Origin of the sequence: Pseudoalteromonas rhizosphaerae (assembly GCF_902498845.1) — a bacterium.
In the GTDB taxonomy this organism is placed as follows: Bacteria; Pseudomonadota; Gammaproteobacteria; order Enterobacterales; family Alteromonadaceae; genus Pseudoalteromonas; species Pseudoalteromonas rhizosphaerae.
The window spans coordinates 534,931-556,339 of record NZ_CABVLM010000001.1 but is presented as its reverse complement, the minus strand read 5'-3'; the positions used below and the strand labels follow the sequence as shown (position 1 = coordinate 556,339).

General features: G+C 40.3%; 12 protein-coding genes. 10 read left to right on the top strand and 2 right to left on the bottom strand.

Annotated features, from left to right (window positions below):
- Nucleotides 1-73: 73 nt before the first annotated feature.
- Nucleotides 74-1,069 (bottom strand): LLM class flavin-dependent oxidoreductase, encoded by a 996-nt coding sequence (locus PSR9079_RS02230; protein ID WP_149980283.1) that lies wholly within the window; start codon nucleotides 1,067-1,069, stop codon nucleotides 74-76.
- Nucleotides 1,070-1,327: 258 nt separating this feature from the next.
- Nucleotides 1,328-2,086, bottom strand: a complete 759-nt coding sequence (locus PSR9079_RS02225) for a rhamnogalacturonan acetylesterase (protein ID WP_149980282.1) — start codon at nucleotides 2,084-2,086, stop codon at nucleotides 1,328-1,330.
- A gap of 423 nt (nucleotides 2,087-2,509) precedes the next feature.
- Here PSR9079_RS02225 and PSR9079_RS02220 point away from each other — a divergent pair, with 423 nt between their 5' ends.
- The 10 genes from PSR9079_RS02220 (at nucleotide 2,510) to PSR9079_RS02170 (ending at nucleotide 21,363) form a co-directional block, all read left to right on the top strand.
- A complete protein-coding gene (locus PSR9079_RS02220) occupies nucleotides 2,510-5,224 on the top strand; it encodes a TonB-dependent receptor (protein WP_149980281.1) in 2,715 nt (904 codons plus the stop codon).
- 532 nt (nucleotides 5,225-5,756) lie between these two features.
- Nucleotides 5,757-8,780, top strand: coding sequence for a TonB-dependent receptor (locus PSR9079_RS02215; RefSeq protein WP_149980280.1), 3,024 nt, complete (start codon nucleotides 5,757-5,759; stop codon nucleotides 8,778-8,780).
- A 225-nt stretch (nucleotides 8,781-9,005) separates the two neighbouring features.
- A complete protein-coding gene (locus tag PSR9079_RS02205) occupies nucleotides 9,006-10,826 on the top strand; it encodes a rhamnogalacturonan acetylesterase (protein WP_179959135.1) in 1,821 nt (606 codons plus the stop codon).
- A gap of 326 nt (nucleotides 10,827-11,152) precedes the next feature.
- Nucleotides 11,153-12,622 carry a glycoside hydrolase family 28 protein gene (locus tag PSR9079_RS02200; RefSeq protein ID WP_149980278.1) on the top strand — a complete coding sequence of 490 codons (1,470 nt, stop codon included), beginning with the start codon at nucleotides 11,153-11,155 and terminating at the stop codon, nucleotides 12,620-12,622.
- 22 nt (nucleotides 12,623-12,644) lie between these two features.
- Nucleotides 12,645-13,268 (top strand): bifunctional 4-hydroxy-2-oxoglutarate aldolase/2-dehydro-3-deoxy-phosphogluconate aldolase, encoded by a 624-nt coding sequence (gene eda / locus PSR9079_RS02195; protein WP_149980277.1) that lies wholly within the window; start codon nucleotides 12,645-12,647, stop codon nucleotides 13,266-13,268.
- A gap of 91 nt (nucleotides 13,269-13,359) precedes the next feature.
- A complete protein-coding gene (gene uxaC, locus PSR9079_RS02190) occupies nucleotides 13,360-14,808 on the top strand; it encodes a glucuronate isomerase (protein ID WP_149980276.1) in 1,449 nt (482 codons plus the stop codon).
- A 49-nt stretch (nucleotides 14,809-14,857) separates the two neighbouring features.
- Nucleotides 14,858-17,407, top strand: a complete 2,550-nt coding sequence (locus PSR9079_RS02185; RefSeq protein WP_149980275.1) for a glycoside hydrolase family 88 protein — start codon at nucleotides 14,858-14,860, stop codon at nucleotides 17,405-17,407.
- A 107-nt stretch (nucleotides 17,408-17,514) separates the two neighbouring features.
- On the top strand, nucleotides 17,515-18,729 hold the full coding sequence (locus PSR9079_RS02180) for a glycoside hydrolase family 88/105 protein (RefSeq protein WP_246175472.1): 1,215 nt from the start codon (nucleotides 17,515-17,517) through the stop codon (nucleotides 18,727-18,729).
- Between the two features lie 3 nt (nucleotides 18,730-18,732).
- Nucleotides 18,733-20,400: a glycoside hydrolase family 43 protein gene (locus PSR9079_RS02175; protein ID WP_149980273.1), complete on the top strand. Its 1,668-nt coding sequence runs from the start codon at nucleotides 18,733-18,735 to the stop codon at nucleotides 20,398-20,400.
- A 6-nt stretch (nucleotides 20,401-20,406) separates the two neighbouring features.
- Nucleotides 20,407-21,363, top strand: coding sequence for an alpha/beta hydrolase (locus tag PSR9079_RS02170; protein WP_149980272.1), 957 nt, complete (start codon nucleotides 20,407-20,409; stop codon nucleotides 21,361-21,363).
- Nucleotides 21,364-21,409 lie beyond the last annotated feature (46 nt).

The window sequence follows — 21,409 nt, the reverse complement described above, 5'->3', positions numbered from 1 at the left end:
AGTAAACTTTGTGTATTAGCTAGTTTCTGTATTGTAACGGGAGTTAAGTGTACCTTAGCTTAATTTTCAGTGGTTATGCTTTTATTGACCGTAAAATCTCCAACGCGTGATGACGGTCGCTACTTTGGTAAAGATCATTGGTAAAAATGAATTCATCGACACCAAGCTCTTTGACTATCATATTTAGCTTATGAGCAATGGTCACTGGACTCCCTACCACAGATAATCCTAAAAAGTTTTCAACTTGAGCCTGCTCTTGCTCATTCCATAATCCAGCCATGCTTTTAACGGGAGCTTTTAGCCATAAAGGATCACCACGTAACAGTGCTAAGATACGCTGTTTTGACGTGGTTGCTAAAAACTGTCCATGTTCATCGCTATCTGCTGCAACAATCGGTAAGCCAAGCATTACATACGGTTTGTCTAACACATCAGAAGGTTGAAATTCACGGCGGTATAAAGCGATTGCATCATAAACAAAACGCGGTGCAAAGTGGCCAGCAAACACATAAGGGAGGCCTTTTTTAGCTGCTAGTTGCGCACTATATAAACTGGAACCAAGTAACCAAATAGGTACATTGGTATTCTCGCCAGGAATAGCGCGAACAGGGTGACTACCATCGTAAGGGCCTAATAAAGTTTGCAGTTCAGTGACTTCATCGGCAAAGTTTTCAGCGCGTCGTTCATCTCGGCGCAGAGCACGACTGGTTATATGATCGCTACCTGGTGCGCGACCTAAACCTAAATCAATACGCCCAGGGTATAAACTCTCTAACGTGCCGTATTGCTCTGCAACAATCAGTGGCGGGTGATTTGGTAACATAACGCCACCAGCACCTACTCGTATAGTTTTAGTTTGCCCTGCTATGTGGCCAATTAATACAGAGGTTGCCGCGCAGACAATTCCCGGCATATTATGATGTTCAGCCATCCAAAATCGGTTAAAACCGAGTTCATCAGCTTTTTGTGCATAAGCGACACTATTTGCAAGAGTACTTGAGACGGTGGCATCTTCTTTCATTGGGCTAAGCTCAAGTAAAGAAAACGGTATTGCAGATAACCCAGACATGCGTACTCCTCATTGCCTTTAATTAAGTGATAAAGATAATCAAAATAATTTAACCATAATTACATTAATGGGTCTGTTGGGGGGTAATTCAATCATTAATTTTAGCTAATCAATTAATCCAGTCGATTAAGCTAAGTGCACAGAAGTTATTGCATTGAATGTATTTACACCCATCCAATGCAATAACACTACACTAAATAAACTACATACGTTATTAGCTACATCATGCTTAACCGAAAAATTTATAGATAATTACTTTTATTTTAAATGTTTTGGATCAGGTATGCGTAATTGTTTAACGAGTGGGTGATTTATTTTTTTCATTTCAGTTAATACTAATTGAGCAACTTCTCGAGCACCAAGTTCATTGAAATGGGTATTGTCTTCTACGCCCATAGGGTAATTTGGATGTAAGTTAGGTGCTATATGCATAAAACGTAAGCGTGAGTTGATCCCACCAAGCTTTTGAAAATACTGTTGGGTCACCCGTTCCATGTCAATAAAATCGACCCCTGTCTGTTTAGCTACATCTCTTACTATATCAGCGTAAATAGGATGGGTGTCCTTGATCTGACCTTTTTCATCAAAATAACGACGCGTTACCGGGGTCATCAGTAATGGCTGTGCCTGCTTTGCTCTTACTTCAGCAATAAAATTAACTAGGTTTTGCTTATATTGCTCTGGTGTAGTGTAGCGGTCTACTTTCTGTTTTGACTGATCGTTATGACCAAATTGAATGATCACAAAATCATCTTTATTAAGTTCATTTATAATGCCCGCCCACAAGCCTTCACTGATAAAGGTACGTGTACTACGACCATTTTTAGCACGATTTTTAACGTCGATGCTGTCATTAAAAAAGATACTAAAGGGCATTCCCCAACCTGTTTCAGGGTAATCCTTCACTTCTTTAATTGACATGGTTGAATCCCCTGCCATAAAAAGCTGAACTTTAGTAGTTGCTGACATACTTGAAAAACTCACTATGATAAATATTGCTGCTATTAACTTTCCCATTCTACTCGCTCTTTATTGTTTTTAAAAAATCAGTTTAGCTCTTTATAAAATTATCTTTTGTAATTGAGTGAAAAAATAATTTTACTTAATTGTGGTTGTCGTTATAAACATACCACCAACTGCCACCGGTGGCAAATAACAAGTTAAATCATGGTGCTGAATAAAATTAAACCAAGACTTAATGTGCATTTACTGCCAAATAAATGTAAATAAAACATAAAAAATGTAATTTCTTAGGTTTGACAATATGCTTTTTTAGATATAGTTTGACTTGTGTGCCACCGGTAGCAAATATATTTCCCTGATATTGCTACCGTTTCAAATTATATTTTTATGACCTTTAATCATAGACTTATATTTTACTGGCTAAATAAAGTAATAAAAATAAAAACTCAAATCAACAGCATAAAAAAGGAACACACAATGAAGACTGCAAATAAGTTCGTTCTCAAGCCACTTAACTGCATTGTTAGTGCCTTATTACTGGGCACAACATCGTATGCAATCGCAGCCGATGAACAGCCACAAACAGAAACTAAAGCCCAAAATGACATAGAGTTAATTCAAGTAACAGGATTTAGATCATCATTAAATAAATCGTTAGCAACTAAACGTTTTGAAGTAAATACCACAGAATCTATCGCGGCTGAAGATATTGGTAAATTTCCTGATCTGAATATCGCCGAATCATTACAACGTATTCCTGGTGTGGCAATTTCCCGTGAAGGTGGTGAAGGTAGGCAAATTACCTTACGTGGTTTAGGTCCTGCATTTACACGTACTACTTTAAACGGTATGGAAGTACCTGCAAGTACCGATGGCACTGACTCTGGTGGCGGCGTAAATGGTGGCCGTGCATTTGATTTTAATATATTTGCATCCGAACTATTTAATCGTGTTGATATCCAAAAAACGCCCACAGCTGCAACTGAAGAAGGTGGTATAGCGGGCACTGTTGATATGTATTCTGCACGTCCTTTTGACACAACAGGCTTTCATGTTGCTGCGTCTGCGCAAGCCGGTTATAACGACCTCACTGAAGAAGTCGACCCACGGATGGTATTTATGATCAGCAACACATTTGCTGATGATACAATCGGGGCTTTATTCTCTGTCGCAAAATCTGAACGCACTGTGCGCCAAGAAGGCTTTGGGACTGTGCGCTGGACCACCCCCGTACTCGATGGTGGCGGTATTTATGCTGACACCTCTAATACAGAAGTTATTGGCACACCCAATACTGGGGAGTGTGAGTTCGAAGGTCAAACAGTCGATGCTGTTAACTGTTTATATACGCCACGTCTGCCTCGCCCTGATTTTTTTGGTAATGAACAAGACCGTTTAGGCTTTACCGGTTCATTGCAATATGCTCCTAACGATGATCTGGTCCTTACGCTAGATACATTGCATTCAACCCTCGATAATGATCGTACTATGTACAACTTTTTCGAGATGTTTAGAAACACATTCAGCGAAATTACCCCTGAATCGATTACCGTGGCTGAAAATGGCAAACAGATCCAAGCAGCGACATTTAACGGCGTTAAATCTCGAGTAGAAAGCCGTCAGCAGATTTCAAAAACAAAATTTCAACAATACGTATTCTCAGCTAAATATCATTTATCTGATTACCTTCGATTAGACGCTATGGTGGGCACTGCTGAATCGGATGCTCGCTCTGAGCAGTATCGTTATAACATGACTAATAACACACCTCATAGAGTATCGATGGATTTTGGCACCAGCAATAATACCGCTGTGATGAATTACGATTACGATACTCTAGATGCCAACTCTTTTGATTTAGCCGATGGGCGCTTACGTGCAACAGATGTACTGCGCGAAAATGACACCGCTAAAATTGATTTATCATACGAGATGGATATGATGAATATCAAAGGCGGTATAGCCTATAACGACAGAACGGTTAGTTACGATGAATCACAAATAAACGGTTTTCCTGATCAAGATTCTGCAGCTGGATTTTCTCAGTTAATGCCCTACGATGATTTTGGCACCGGTTATGACGGCACGTTATCACCCTTTATAGTGGCTGATTTTGATGCAATAAATTCACAGCTTTTAGTTAAAGAGTGGGTGCCACGCAGTGCACAAAGCTGGAAAGTTGAAGAAGAAACAATGGCTGCCTATGTGGAAACTAATTTTGAATATGAAATTTCCGATATGCTACTACGCACTAATGCAGGTGTTCGCTATGTAAAAACTGAAACCACATCAACAGGTTTTATTCAAACTGATGCGGTATCAATCGACAATAGCTATGACAATGTTTTACCAGTGCTAAATTTAGCCCTTGATGCAACCGATGATGTGATTGTAAGGCTAGGTTTATCTAAAACCATGACCCGCCCGAGTTTGAGTTCACTCAATCCTGGTAATCCATCGTTTTCTTATTTAAACGGCACTGTTAGTGCGGGTAACCCATTCTTAGACCCTTTCACCTCTACCAATACAGACGTTGGTGTTGAATGGTACTTTGCAGAAGAGTCGCTATTAGCAGCAACAGCGTTTTACAAAGATATTGGCTCTTTTATAAAAAGTGATAGTGAAGAAAAACTCGTCGATCCTGCTTATTTACCCTTTATTGATAATGATCCGCAATATGATCCATCAAGTGCGCTCGATCCTAGAACTACCCCTTACACACATTTCGTCCCTGTAAATGGACAAGGTACTGTGATCAAAGGGCTTGAACTTATTTATCAGCAACCTTTTTCATTCCTACCTGGGTTGTTAAAAAATATGGGGTTAGTGTCTAACTATACGTATGTCTCTGCAGGTGAAATTACCGGCCTTTCTAAAAATTCTTATAACTTTACCCTGTATTATGAAGAAGAAAACTATGGCGCTCGTGCCTCAGTAAATAAACGCGACAATTACATCACAGATTACACGGGTAACAATGGTAATGCCGAAGAAGCGACATCTGGTCCAACACATTTTGACCTATCTGCTTTTTATAATATTAATGAAAATGTCACTGTAACATTTGAAGCTATTAACCTTACCGATGAGTATGAACGCCTATATACAACAGGTGATGGCAGTTTAGATTTACCGCGTGAATATAATCATACCGGCCGACAGTTCTTTTTAGGAATACGCTACAACTTGTAAAACAGTATTTAAATTTTAAACTCCCCTAAGGTAAACAGCTTAATTAACATTTTAATTAAGCTGTTTTTTACGCACAATACCAACAACTCAATGTTAATTGCCTTTCTTAATTGATAATCAAAAATTACTCACATACTAACAAAAATATTCTTATATTGTTTTTATACGACTAAAGTAGCGCATCCATTATTTATAATTAAAATACAATGCCACCGGTGGCAAATAATCAGTTAAATCATAGTACTTATAGATAATGTTGCACTTGAATGGTATTCGTACGCTGTTCTAAATGTAAATTAATGATGAATAATGTTATGTTTTTCATTTGACTTCGCATCAATAACGCTATATTTTTCATTTTGTGCCACCGGTAGCAAGCCATTTCATAAAACACTTTGCTACTTGCTTTCTCGTTGTTTTTCCCATTATGGATTATGAGGTTAGGTGCAATAAGAATCAGAACAAGGACATGACAAACACTCTCTTTTAAGTCATGTTAACTTAATAACAATAAGTAGAACGTGGAACCACTATGACAACCAGCACACACAATTTTAAACTTAGTAAGTTAATGACCAATTTAATACTCAGTGGCGCATTGACCAGTGGCTTAGCATATGCAGCCCCTCAAGATGATGCTGTTGCTGATGATCAACTCGAAGTGATCGAAGTAAAAGGTTTTCGCGGTAGTATCAATGCCGCTTTAATGTCTAAGCGTGAAGCCGTAGGCACCCGTGAAACCATCATTGCAGAAGATATTGGTAAATTTCCTGACTTAAATGTGGCAGATTCTCTTTCACGCGTACCTGGTATCTCTATTGAGGAGGATGCGGGTGAAGGTCGTCAAATTACCATTCGCGGTTTAGGTTCTCGTTACGTTAAAACCACAATTAATGGCATGGAATCAGCATCTGCTGGTGCAGCTACTGATGCGGCTGGTGGTTCTAATACTTCTCGTGCTTTTGATTTTAACGTATTCGCATCTGAACTGTTTACCCAAATAGATATTAATAAAACCGTTTCTGCTGAACTTGAAGACGGCGGCATTTCAGGGAATGTAAACTTACAAACGGCGCGTCCATTTCAATATGATGGCTTTAAAGGCGCTTACAATGTCAATGCTCGTTATAGTGATGTTGATGAGGATGTATCGCCTCGTGCTTCTTTTATGCTCAGTAATAACTGGGATAATAAGTTTGGTGTACTTGCCTCTATTGCATACTCTGATGGCACAGTACAAAGTGAAGGTTCTTCAACTGGACGTTGGACTGTAAACAATCCCAGTTTTGTCGAAGATGGTTTACCTGTTGGTCAAGGCGGCTCAAATTATCTTACCGTAGCACCTAAAACATTACTGATGCCAAACGGGAATTACACCAATGAAAATTTAGATGGGCTATATTTACCGCGAATTCCTCGCTATTCATTGTATTCAAAACAGCAAAAACGTCTTGGTGCAACAATTGCTTTTCAGTATGCGCCTACCGATGACCTCTCATTCAACTTAGATGTGCTGCATGCAAGCTTGGATAATGATTCTGAAGAATATCACTACGAAGTATTATTACGAGATCAAAAAGATATCGTCCCTGAAAACATTTATGTCGATGCCAACAACACCATAGTCGCAGGTGCGTATTCAAATTCCATTATTCGCTCAGAGACACGACGGGATTCATCTGAATCAACTTTTGATCAAGTTAGCTTTACTGGAAATTGGTTTATTAACGATCGTTTTAAAATGAACTTCCTAATAGGCCAGGGTAAATCAGATTTAGACATTCCGAATATGACCACCTTTGCCCTAGATAGTAATCAATCTACCGTGGCCTATAGTTTTGATAGTAATATAGACCCATTATCATTAATTAATAACCCAGGCGGACAAGCGATTGGTAGCGGTGAATTAAACACTAATATGCCATCATTTGCATTTGCAGCAGGTCAGCCACCTGGCGGGAATTATAGTAAAGATGAAATAGCGTCGGTGATGACAGATCCAACTAATTACACCGCTGGTTTAGTACGTAATCGCTCGCAAACAATTGAAAGTGAAAACAAAACTATTAGAGTTGATTTTACATACGAGATTAACGATGAATATACGGTTAAGTTTGGTGTGGGTCAGCGTAGTTTTGAAACAGAACAACACTATAATTTAAATAACTGGAAAGACATCAATAAAGAAACAAACAAAACATCAGGCGCAATAGCAGAAGAGCGTGTTATATCGCTAGATGCAGCCCAAATTGATGGCAGCTTGTTCAATACCACTTTAGATAAACAAGGTGTAAGTTTTGGTAACAACGCTTCAATTCCTGGTTCATCAACGCTTAACAGTAGTACTTGGTTAGCACCTGATTATAATGCCATGTACAACGCCTTTGCTGGGGCAGACTTTTTTCAAGCCAAAGAAGATTTTAGACGCACTTATTATATTAAAGAAGAAGTTGCTACAGCATTTGTCCAGTTAGATTTCAGAAACTACATATTTGATAAAGAGCTACGTGGTAATGTTGGTGTGCGTTATGTTGATAACAAAAACACCAGTCGTATCGTAAATTTAGATCATATTTACAAAGATGGTTTCACTGCGGGACGTGGCGACGGTGCAAACTATGCTGCAGGTTATGGCTGGCGTGAATCAGTAAGTGAAGGTGATGAATGGCTACCGTCTTTTAACCTTGCTTACGATATTACAGAGGACTTAGTCGGTCGCTTTAGTTATTCACACGCAATTACTCGCCCAAAATTATCTGATCTACGTTCTTCAATCAGTATTAATACGCCGAGTATTGATGATCCATCAGCGACAATTAAGATGGGTGCAGGCCCGTCACTCAAGCCTTATAAAGCGAAACAATATGATGTTGGTTTGGAATGGTACTTTGCTGAAGAGTCACTGATTGCAACATCACTGTTTTATAAAAACATTTCGGGTTTAACAAAAGCAAGTTCTGAGCAGGTTTTATCACAAACCGAACTTGATAGACTTGGTATCGACCTTGGCGACACAGATCCTAGCACTGTGACTTGGCAAGTATCGCAACTTGTCAATACCGATGCTGAAGGCATGTGGGGCGCAGAATTTATTTATCAACAGCCTTTTACCTTCTTACCTGAACCATTTAATGCCTTAGGTTTACAAACTAACTACACCTATATTGATTATACACGTGATATAGAAGACCCATTTTACGGCACGCAACTTAACTTAGTAGAAGAAGAAACATCAAAGAACACATACAACATAACCTTGTACTATCAAGTAGACGATTGGTCGGCTCGTTTTTCTTATAACTACCGAAGTGGCTATAACAAACAATATTTAGACGAATATAAAGATGAATCAACCTTTGTGCGTGGTTATGATGCAAAGGCGAAGCTTAATTTCTCTGCCCGCTACAAGTTAACAGAGAAAATGAGTGTTTCATTTGAAGCCGTTAATTTAACAGATGAAAAACAAGATATGTGGAATGATATTTACACGCCACGCCCTTACGAAAACCTTTCATCAGGTCGCCAGTTCTTAGTGGGTTTAAGAGGTACATTCTAACTTTATAAAAGCACAACCTCATTTAACGAGGTTGTGCCTTCTCTAATTGTCTCCCCTGCATCATCGATGGTTTTCAGTTGAGGCTGATAGGCTTGATTTTAACAAAACTTTCAGTTTGCCCCTACTCATAAAGATAAGAACAAGAAACTGAAAATCTTGCTTACTAAATTTGCTTGATAACCATTTGAGTTAACAGTGCGCTGATAACAATAAGGTATTAGAAACATGAAAATTTTTCTCAAACAATTATCCATACTTTTAGTATGCTTCTATTTAAGTGCATGCGGAGGTTCATCAGATGACTCCACTATTGTAGATCCAATAGTTACTGACCCTGTGGTTACTGACCCTGTGGATCCTGAGCCGCCTGTTGAACCTGAGCCACCTGTTGAACCTGAGCCGCCTGTTGCCCCCGAGGATCCAGTTGATCCTATTGCTGATATCACCATTCATATGATTGGTGACTCGACTATGACTGAGTACGACCAATCGCGTAAACCGCAAGCCGGCTGGGGTGAACAGGTTCCTATGTTCGTGAGTGACAAAGCAACCGTTAGAAATTGGGCCCGTGGTGGCAGAAGTTCTCGTAGTTTTTATTACGAAGATGGTCTTTGGAACTTAGTTAAAGAAACAATAAAAACGGGTGATTACCTAATTATTCAATTTGGTCATAATGATCAAAAATTAGGGGATGCTTATGAAGAGTTTGGCACTTATGCATACTGTAGTGATGGCAGTAGCAATGGTGAGGATTGCCTTGATACCGAACACTCTTATTATCAATTCCTCAAAAAATATATAAAAGAAGCACGTGACTTAGGCGCAGTGCCCATTTTAATGAGCCCTATTGTGCGTAAATATTTTAGCGGAGAAAGTATTAGATACTCAGGACTACATAATCTTGAAACGGTTAACACTGGAGAGCTTTTTGCACGCGGTAACTACCCTGCGGCTATGAAGGAAGTCGCGGTATTATTAGACGTTCCTATGGTTGATTTAACCGCGCAAACAAAGGAAATTGTTGAAAAGTACGGTGAGCAAGCTGCGACTGAATCACTCTACATTTCAGCAGACAGCACCCACCCTCAAGTACTTTTCGCGACTTTAATAGCAAAAGAAGCCATGAAAAGTTTGCAACAGCAAGAGGTCTTAGCTGATTATATTATTGAAGCGACTTCTTTTATTTCTAGTCCTGAAACACTGCAATGGAACGATCGTTATATTGGCGTCGCTAATGTGAAAACTTTAACGTTATCAGCATTTGATTTAAGCCCTAACACGGGTAATTTAGTGGCAACCGCACCTGATGGATTTTTATTAAGTGATGCTCCCGATTCAACTAACTGGACAACAATATTAACCGTTCCTTATGAAAATGGTGCATTCACTGAAAAAATGTATGTTCAGTTCACTCCTTATTCTGAAAAATCTTTCAATGATAGTATTAGTTTTTTTGCTGGTGGGATTGATTTAGGCACGGTAAATGTTTCAGGTAACGGTGTTGCTGTTGGTAATGGTCTCCCCGCTTATAGCCGTTGGTTTACTGAAGGAGGGGCATTAGCAGCAATAACGGATGGTCCAATTACCGCACAAGATGCAAGCGTTGTGAATTTAGATACAGGCTCAGTTAAAACATTTGCTGTTAACGAACAAGACACAGGAGTTGCAAGATTTAGGGTTTATGGTCCTGATTTAGTCTCTAAAAATGCTGATAAATATCTAGAGTTTTCACTAACTGCCGCGACCCAAACATTTTCTATCGATACTATTTCGGCATGGATGACTACCAGCGGGGGTTCTACGGTACAAGCAGATATACAATACTCATTTAATAGCGACTTTAGTAACCCTGTATCATTAAATGAGGATCCTATTTCGTTCTCAAAAGACACCATGTTACTCACTGAATATAATGTCACTATACAAGTACTTGCTGAAAACAAACTGTATATACGGATTTACCCATACAATGCGGCTGGTGCAGATACAACAGGTAAATACCTAGCAGTATACGATGTGAAAGTATCCGGACTTTCTGGTGATTAAGTTAATAAAAAATGATATCTACGACAATATTTAGTAGAGAGTGATTCAATAATAACCTCATTAACTTAGCAGTGACGTTAATGAGGTTAAATTGACCAAAATCTTTAGTTTATTATTTTTTAATTATCTGCTTTTCACAATCCGTATTTATACTTTCCTTTACAAAGCAAACACTGCGTTTTGTTCGTTTCAGCTAAGTTAATTTTTATAAAATAATAAAATTCAAACTATTTTAAAGTTCATAATAAAACACCATTGCCACCGGTGGCAATAACTGCTAATGTTAGCTTATTATAATAATTCCAATTACAGCAGCAGGATACAAGATGAATAATCAACGACGCTATTTTCTCAAAGCATTAGCTTCTAGCACTTTGGTAACAGCAACTTTAATGGGCTGTCAGTCAGCGCCTTTGCTCAATGTTTTTGAAGCGCCTATTAGCGCAGACGATTGGCAAATGGCTGAACATATAAAAGCTAAGATAGTCGTCCCAACCTTCCCTGCTAAGCAATTTAATATTAAAGACTTTGGTGCAAAAGAAAATGGCCAACATGATTGCACACTGGCCATTAAAAACGCCATTGAAGCCTGCCACGCACAAGGAGGTGGTCAGGTCTACATTCCAAATGGCACCTACTTGACCGGTGCCATTCATTTACTTTCTAACGTACATTTACACTTGGCTGATAAGGCAATATTAAGTTTCAGCACTGATCCTAATCATTACTTACCAGAGGTATTTACTCGCTGGGAAGGCTTAGAAATGATGGGCTACTCACCACTGATTTATGCTTATGAACAAGAAAACATTGCCATCACAGGTAAAGGAACACTGCAAGGAAATGGTGATAACCAAACCTGGTGGCCTTGGAAGGGACCACACAAGGAAGGCCATTGGGATTTAATTAAAGATAGCCAAGGTAAAGTATTGCACCAGCGTGAAGCACGTGATCAGTTGATGGTTGATGCCGAAGCTGGTGTGCCTGTCAGCCAACGTATATACAGTACTGGTGCCTATTTACGCCCTCCTTTTATTCAACCGTATAAATGTAAAAATATTTTAATCGAAGGCGTAACAATTAAAAACTCACCTTTTTGGTTAGTGAACCCGGTTTTATGCCAAAGTGTTACGGTTGATAACGTGAATTTTTCAAGCCATGGTCCTAATTCAGACGGCTGTGATCCAGAAAGTTGCGACCACGTGCACATTAAAAACTGTGTCTTTGATACCGGTGATGATTGTATCGCGATCAAATCGGGCCGAAATGCTGATGGTCGCCGTGTTGGGGTAGCATCGCAAAACATTGTTATTGAAAACTGCCATATGAAAGAAGGCCATGGTGGTGTTGTGATCGGCAGTGAGATATCTGGCGGTGTAAATAATGTCTTTGTGCAAAACTGCACCATGGACAGCCCCCACCTAGAGCGCGCTATTCGTATCAAAACTAACTCAGTACGTGGCGGTTTGATCGAGCATATTCGCATACGTAACATCGAAGTTGGCACGGTTAAAAATGCTGTTGTGATCAACTTTTTTTATGAAGAAGGCGATGCGGGACAGTTCGACCCAACAGTTCGTGATATTCAAATTGAAAACCTACATTGTAAAAATGTGTTGAGTAAGGCTTTTTACCTCAATGGCTTTGCACGCGCACCAATGAACGATATCCATTTTATCGACTGTCATTTTGACCAAGTGGGTGATGATTCTATTGTTGCTAATGTGAATAACATGAGCTTAACCAATGTCACTTTAAACAAACAGCCGTTAACTATGGCTCAATTACAAAAATAATAAGTATTAATAGGAAAATTGTATGACCGTGTTTTCAACATTATTAGGCAACCAACCTATATTGCCTATCATCCAAGCAAACAGTAGTGAAGAAGGTGTGGCTATTGCCACTGCCATGTACAAGGCTGGCATTCATTTAGTTGAAGTTGTGCTGCGCACGCCAGCTTCCCTTGACGCATTAATCGCGATTAAAAAAGCACTACCCGATTTATGCGTTGGTGCCGGCACGATTACCGATCAAGCATTACTTGCAAAAAGTCTTGCCGTCGGCAGTGATTTTATTGTTACTCCTGCGGTATCACCACGATTATTAGATGCCCTTAGTCAATCTTCTGTGCCCGTTGTGCCGGGTGTTTCAAACACCGCCGATATTTTACTTGCTAAAGAATATGGCTTTACTGAGCAAAAATTATTTCCTGCCTCTTTGTGTGGTGGCGAGCAGTTTTTAAAAGCAGTCAGCAGCGTATTTGCTGATATTCGCTTTTGCCCAACAGGTGGCATTAATGAACAAAACTTTAAAGACTATTTAGCACTTAATAATGTGATGGCTGTGGGTGGAACTTGGGTTGCACAATCACAATGGGTACAAAGTAAAGACTATGAAAAAATCACGCAAGCCTGCCTTCAGGTACTAAACAACAACTAATTAACATATTGACTGCCATACGTTGTCAGTGTAATTTACCTTTGCATGCCACCGGTGGCAATAAACAAGCAGAACAGTTAAGGAATCTTCAATGCCGAGCAATATCGAACCTTTAGAATTGCACCCAGATCGTTTATTTTCAAGCGATCCTAGCGTCGTTGCTATCGCTAGAAAGTTATATGAATCAATTAAAGACTTACCGATTATTAGTCCGCACGGTCACACTGATCCTCGTTGGTTTAATGAAAATGAAAACTTTGGCAATGCTACTGAGCTATTTATAAAACCCGATCACTACGTATTTAGAATGCTCTATAGTCAAGGGATCCCAATGACTGATTTAGGAGTACCTGAGCATGGGCTGCAAGGCGATATGGCTCGTTCAAAAGCAGCTGATCCTGAAAAAGTATGGCAAATCTTTGCTGATAACTATCACCTGTATGCCGGAACGCCAAGTGGCTATTGGTTAGATGCGGTATTTAGTGATGTGTTTGGTTTTACAGAAAAACTTTGCTCTGAAAATGGTCAGCACTATTATCAAAAAATTACAGCTGCGTTAGCAACACCAGAGTTCAAGCCTCATGCACTGATGGACCGCTTTAATATTGAACTAATTGCCACAACAGAAGGTGCACTTGATCAGCTCCCGCACCACCGCGCAATTGCAGGCTCTGCAATGGCAAAACGTGTGATCACCACCTTTAGACCTGATGATGTGGTTGATGCTAGCCGTGAAGATTTTATCGACAACGTAATTAAACTTGGTGAGATAACCGACCAAGATACAACGACTTGGCAAGGTTATTTAGCGGCAATTCAAATACGTCGTGATTACTTTCGTATTGAAGGACGTGCAACAGCAACCGATCATGGCCACCCTACTGCATTAACTGCTGACTTACCTACCGCAGAATGTGAAGCATTATTTGAAAAATGTCGAACAGGCCATTCAACAGAGCAAGAGCAAGAATTATTCCGTGGCCAAATGCTCACTGAGCTTGCCGGTATGAGCATTAAAGATGGTTTAGTGATGCAAATTCACCCTGGCGCGCATCGTAATCATAACCAAGCGGTATTTGATCAATTTGGCCGTGATAAAGGCTGTGATATTCCAAGCCAAACTGAATACGTTAATGCACTCAAACCACTATTGAGTAAATACGGAAATCACCCGGATCTTAAAATCATCCTATTCACATTAGATGAAACGACCTATAGTCGAGAACTTGCGCCACTAGCGGGTCACTACCCTAGCCTCAAGTTAGGTCCTGCTTGGTGGTTCCATGACAGCCCCGCCGGTATGCTTCGTTTTAGACAGCAAACAACTGAAACAGCTGGTTTTTATAACACGGTTGGCTTTAATGATGACACCCGCGCATTTTTATCAATTCCAGCTCGTCATGATGTTGCACGCCGCGTTGATTGTCGCTATTTAGCAGAGCTTGTAGCAAATCATCAAATTAGCGAAAGTACTGCCCAGACTCTGGCTTATCAACTAACCTATGGGCTAGTGAAAAAAGCATACAATCTCGATAAATAACAATAATAGAGCCACTTAATTTAAGTGGCTCAACCATTGAGGACACACAATGACTTTAAAAACATCACTGTTATCAAAGCGCATTTTGATGGGAACAGCTCTAAGCTCTAGCCTATTATTGATTGCATGCCAAGAACATGCAGATCTTAAAACACCACTGCAAGCGAGCGAAACTAACTCCCTTGGAAGCGCATTAGTTGCTAAAGTGGACATTGTTAATCCATCTTCGTTTAAACGCCCTGACGAGCCAATCTATCTTAGCTATTACGATTTAGGTCTTAGCCAAACTGCTGCTTTAACTGTAAAAACAGCGCAGCAAGTGTTACCTAGCCAAGCAGTAGATATTAACTCGGACGGTGAACTTGATGGTGTGTATTTTATTGTCGATTTAAATGATAAACCGATTGAAGTCACCATTACACAGCAAAGTAGCCCATCAATCACAGCACAAACAAAACGTGTTCAAGCTGATCTTGCCCATAAACAAGGAGGTCAATGGCAGCCTCATTCTCGTCCGCCAAAACACCAAGTTGGCACAGGTAAAAAAGAGTATGTAGGCGGTGAATTTAAAAATGTTGATGAGTTAACACCACCAGATTATTACACCGATCATTCAAATTGGATCCGTTATGAAGGCCCAGGTATTGAGTCGGATAAAGTCGGTTACCGCTTTTATCTAGATTGGCGTAATGGTTTTGATATTTTCGGCAAATTAACAACACAACCTGTGCTACATACTGTCGGCCTTGATGGTTATTCTTCGTATCATGACAAACAAGACTGGGGCATGGATATCCTTAAAGTGGGTAAGTCTTTAGGTGCTGGCGGATTTGGTTTGATGGGTAATAATGATGAGCTGGAACATGTATCTGATGTTAGCAAACGTACAGCGCGGATTATTGAAAATGGCGATTTACGCGCCAGTATACAAATTGAGTCTCAAGGCTGGCAAAACAGCTATCAACAGCAAGATTTAATAGCCAATATTAGTATGCACGGCGGCTCACGTTTGGCACATGTAGAACTGAACACTGATAAAGATTTGCCTAATTTAGTAGCCGGTGTGGTCAAACACCCAGATACTGAGTTTATTCAAGGTGATCTGGATGCAATGAGTAATTATGGCTATAGCTATATTGCCAGTTGGGGCAATCAGAGTTTAGATAAATCAGCTTTAGGTATGGCGGTATTTTTTAAAAAAGGTGATGTTATTGATGTACGCCAAGACAAAAATAACTACCTTGCAGTGCTTAAACCTAAAGGGCAAAATACACTGCATGCTGATTACTATTTTGCCTCTGTTTGGCAACCTGAAAGTGGTATTAACGATAAAGAAAGCTTTATTGAGTACCTGAATCAACAAGCTGAAAGATTGACAATTAAACCACGCATTACTTTGCATACCACAGTTACAGCAAAAAAAACGACGCAACCGCTTAATGATAAATTAGCCCTTGAATGGGCCCGCGCCCTTGCCGATTCAGAGCTGAAAAGAAAAACACTAGGCTATCATGCCAATGGCTGGGATGTGAACCGTAAGCGCAGCCCAAAGTTTGAATACGATATTATTGGCTTACAACCGTATGCTTACTACCAATTAGGGATGGCAACTGATGAGCAAACTTATAAGAATGTGATTGCCCAAGTTACTGGTAGCTTTATTGATCAACAAGGCAAAATCACCGCCTATAAACAAAGCAATTTTAACATTGATAACATTCCGCCTGGGCGTAATCTTATCCAGCTATACCAAGATACCCAGCAGCAACAATATTTATCTGCCGCAAAAGCTTTACGTGCACAATTACAGTTACAGCCACGTACATCACAAGGCGCATTTTGGCACAAAAACAAATATCAACATCAAGTGTGGCTAGATGGCGTTTATATGGGTATGCCGTTTTTAGCCCAGTACGGTAGCTTATTTGAAACGGGCCATCAGCAACAAGAAACCTTCGCCGAGGTTGTAAACGAATTTAAGCTCACTCGTGAAGCACTACGCGATCCAAAAACAGGGTTGTACTATCACGGTTGGGATGAATCTAAACAGCAAGCATGGGCAGATAAACAAACGGGTGTTTCTGCAGAATTTTGGGGCCGTGGTATGGGGTGGCTCGCTATGGCAGTGGTTGATGTACTCGATTACATCCCAGCAAAAAACACAGAGCAACGCGATACCTTACTCGCCATGGTAAAAGAGTTGGCCACGGATATTGCCAAAGTTCAAGATACTGATACCGGCACATGGTGGCAAGTTTTAGACAAACCAACGGCTTTAGGTAACTACCAAGAATCAACTGCAACAGCCATGTTTGCTTACTTTTATGCCAAAGCACTTAATAATGGCTATATCGATGCTGATTATCAAGACACTGCCCTTGCAGCGTATCAAGGTTTACTTAACCAATTTACATTAGTACATAGCGATGGCACGGTAAGTATGACAAACCAATGCTATGTTGCAGGCCTTGGCTTTGGTCGTGATGGTAGTTATCACTATTATATGAGCGAGCCGGTCAGCAAAAATGATCCTAAAGGAAATGGTCCCTTCATTCTAGCAAGCCTTGAAGTAGCTAAGCTTCTAGCTGGTAACAACTAAACAGCCATAGATTATTCAGCCGGAAAGCAAAGTCCATCGCATTTTTGCTTACCGGCCAAAACTCACTTCCCTTCAACAACATCAGCACACTAAGCTCATAAGGATTTATGATGCGTATAATCAAAATCAATAAAAACAGCGTAAATAAAAATATTTTTTCATTTTTGCTCTGCTGCTTATTCTGCTCAATAATGAATGTGTCTGCGCAAAATAATAACAACTCACTGAGCTATGCCGTGCAAATGGCTAACTCTGAGATGATCCGTAATCCACAGGCCTACACCATTGATTGGCGCAGTGAACCGCGCTGGGATTACACCCATGGCTTAGTGTTACTGTCATTTGCCAAGCTCTATCAGCATCAACCAGAACAACGCTATTTCAATTACATTAAAGAATATGTAGACGCGTTAGTAATGGAAGATGGCAGTATTAAAACCTACGTAATGAGCAAATATAATCTCGACATGCTCAATGCCGGCAAGTTACTGTTTTTTATGTTTGATGAAACAAAAGATCGTAAATATCGTCTTGCCCTCGATACTTTATATGCACAGTTCAAATTACAACCTCGCACAATTGATGGTGGCTTTTGGCATAAAAAACGCTATACCTCGCAAATGTGGCTTGATGGTTTATATATGGCAGCGCCCTTTTATGCCGAATATATCCGCCGCTTTGGAACAGTAGATCAATATGATGATGTTATAAAACAGTTTGAATTGATTGAACAGCATACTTATCGCGGTGACACCGCTCTACCTGTGCATGGCTGGGATGAATCTAAACAACAGCGATGGGCAGATAAAAAAACCGGACAATCACCTAATCATTGGTCGCGCTCTATCGGTTGGTACGCCATGGCAATGGTTGATGTATTAGATCAACTGCCGAATGATCACCCTAAAAAAGCGTGGTTATCACAGCGCTTTAATACATTGATTGATAACATGTTAAAGCTGCGTTCTGACTCCGCTGTATGGTATCAAGTTACAGATAAAGGTGAATTACGCGGTAATTATTTAGAATCCTCTGGCAGCGCGATGCTCAGCTATGCAATTGCAAGAGGTGCTAATCAAGGTTACTTGCCTGATAGCTACCAAGCAATTGCAAAAACCACCTTTAATGCTGTAGTTAGCAACTTTATTAAACGTGAGGCAGATAACACCTTATCAATAAAACAAGTATGCGAAGTGGCTGGGCTTGGCGGAAAACCATATAGAGATGGCAGCTTTGCTTATTACATCAGTGAAAATGTACGTGCGAACGATCCTAAAGCAGTCGGGCCTTTTATTCTTGCCAGTTTAGAAATGGAGAAATAACCGATGCTAAACAACAAATACAATTTCTTTTTAGCGCTGTTGGTTGTCTGCTTAAGTAGCAACCCGTGTTATGCAAAAGAGTCGCAATTACTATCGCCAACACACTCTCAAAGTCCGTGGCAAGCAGATCTAGGTAATGGCGAATATAAAAACCCAATCCTGCATGCCGATTATTCCGACCCGGATGTGGTTGCTGTTAATGGTGATTATTACATGACAGCATCTAGCTTCAACTCTGCACCTGGCTTGCCTATTTTACACTCTACCGATTTAGTCAACTGGCAGTTAATTAATTATGCGCTGCCAATACAGCTGCCACAAGCCCACTTTGCAAAAGTACAACATGGCAACGGCGTATGGGCGCCAACAATCCGTTTTCATGATAATAAATTTTGGATTTTTTATCCTGATCCTGATTTTGGTATTTATGTAACTACAACAGATGATCCTGCTGGAGCTTGGTCAACCCCACAGCTTATTTTAGCGGGTAAAGGATTGATCGACCCTGCACCATTATGGGACGACAATGGTAAAACCTACTTAATACATGCATGGGCAAAAAGTCGTGCTGGCTTTAATAATGTACTGACGCTGCGTGAAATGAAAGATGACGCAAGTTGGGTTAGTGACAAATTTACACACATTGTCGATGGTAAAAATCACCCTGGATATCGAACCATTGAAGGTCCTAAATTTTATAAACGTAACGGTTACTACTATATTTTTGCGCCTGCAGGTGGGGTAGATTTAGGTTGGCAATCGGTATTTAGAGCAAAAAAAATTACCGGTCCCTATGAAGCCAAGGTTGTTATGGCACAAGGTAATTCAGTGATCAACGGTCCTCATCAAGGTGCGTGGGTTCACACCCAATTTGATGAGGACTGGTTTATTCACTTTCAAAGCAAACAAGCGTATGGTCGAATCACCCATTTACAACCTATGCGCTGGGACAATGATTGGCCAATCATAGGCATAGATAAAAATGGTAATGGAACTGGGCAACCGGTTTTACAGCACACTAAACCTAGAAGCAAAATTAACCCACAGCCCACCAGCATAGTGAGCAATGATGAATTCAACAGCGCTGAGCTAAGCTTATTATGGCAATGGAATGCAAATCCAAGTAACAGCTGGTATTCACTGACAGACAACCCCGGCTTTTTACGCTTATACTCACAACCAATTACAGCGCAAAACAGTACTAATTTATGGTCAACGCCTTCATTGTTACTACAAAAAATTCCCGCAGAGCAATTTGCTTTTACGACCACATTGCAGGTTAACAAAACAAGCTCAGCTAGTTCCTCAGGACTAATTTTATTTGGTGAAGACTATGCATGGATGGGTATCAAAACATCTTCTACTGGCGAACAACAGCTAGTCTATGTGCACTGTTTTAATGCGAGAAAAGGCTGTAAAGAAAGTATCGTAGAGCAACAACCACTGACACAACCCTATCTTGAACTAAAAGTCGTTCTACAACCAGGCGCCACAGCCATTTTTAGTTATAGAACCGCTGCAAGTGCTGAGTTTCAAATTATTGGTGAACACTTCCAAGCTAAAAAAGGCCGCTGGGTAGGTGCTAAGTTAGGCTTATTTAGCCTGTCGCAAACTCCTGGCGCTAGCAGCTATGCCGATTTTGACTATGCCCGTTACGACACTTTGGATTAAATGAATATGTTTAAACATCAAAAGTTCAGCATTTTTGCCGTGTTATTGCTCTGTGTTCAGCCATGCATAGCAGCTGATTACACCGTTAAAAATACTTATAAAAAACTAATTAAACACTATCCACACATGCAGGTGCCCGCAACGACACTTCCTGACTCTGTAATCGCTCATAAAGCACTGGTTTACAAACAAACTAAAACCAGTGCACAGACTTTAGATATTTATCAGCAAACACAGCAAACACAAACGGCGCCTTTGATTATGTTGATCCACGGTGGTGGCTGGCAATCAGGCACCCCCGCATTAATGACAGCACTTGCAATTGCGCTGGTAGAACGTGGTTATGTTGTTGCAACACCCAGTTACCGCCTCAGCGACGAAGCGCCTTATCCTGCAGCAGTTGAGGATTTAGTTAGTGCGTTTCATTGGCTTAATAATAATGCTGCTCAGTATAATATAGACAGCACTAAGATTGCTTTATCGGGCGGCTCTGCAGGTGGCCAATTAGCCGCGCTGTTAGCCTACAGCGGCGGAATTGTTGATAGCAGCGACACTAACTCGAAGCGATTTAATGTCCAAGCGCTGATCAATATAGATGGCTTAAGTGATTTCACGTCTCCAGAAGCACTACCTTTTGAAAACAACTCAGCCAAATCCGTCACTTCAGCCAGCAAGTGGTTTGGGGGTAGGTATGAAACTATCCCACAGCGTTGGCACGACGCATCGCCTATTTTCTATATTGATAAAAACGCGCCTGCAACACTTTTCATTAATAGCTCAGTGCCACGCTTTCGTGCAGGTAGAGACAGCGCAATACAAAAGTTGCAACAGTTGCATATACCCAGTGAAGTTTACCAGTTTGATGATGCGCCGCATTCATTTTGGTTATTCCAGCCGTGGTTAACGCCTACGACCAGTGTTATTGATGACTTTTTAACAGCACAATTTGCTAAAACTCGTTGATCATTATTGTTGTTAAAATTAAAGCCTTGATGAGTTAATGGTTATT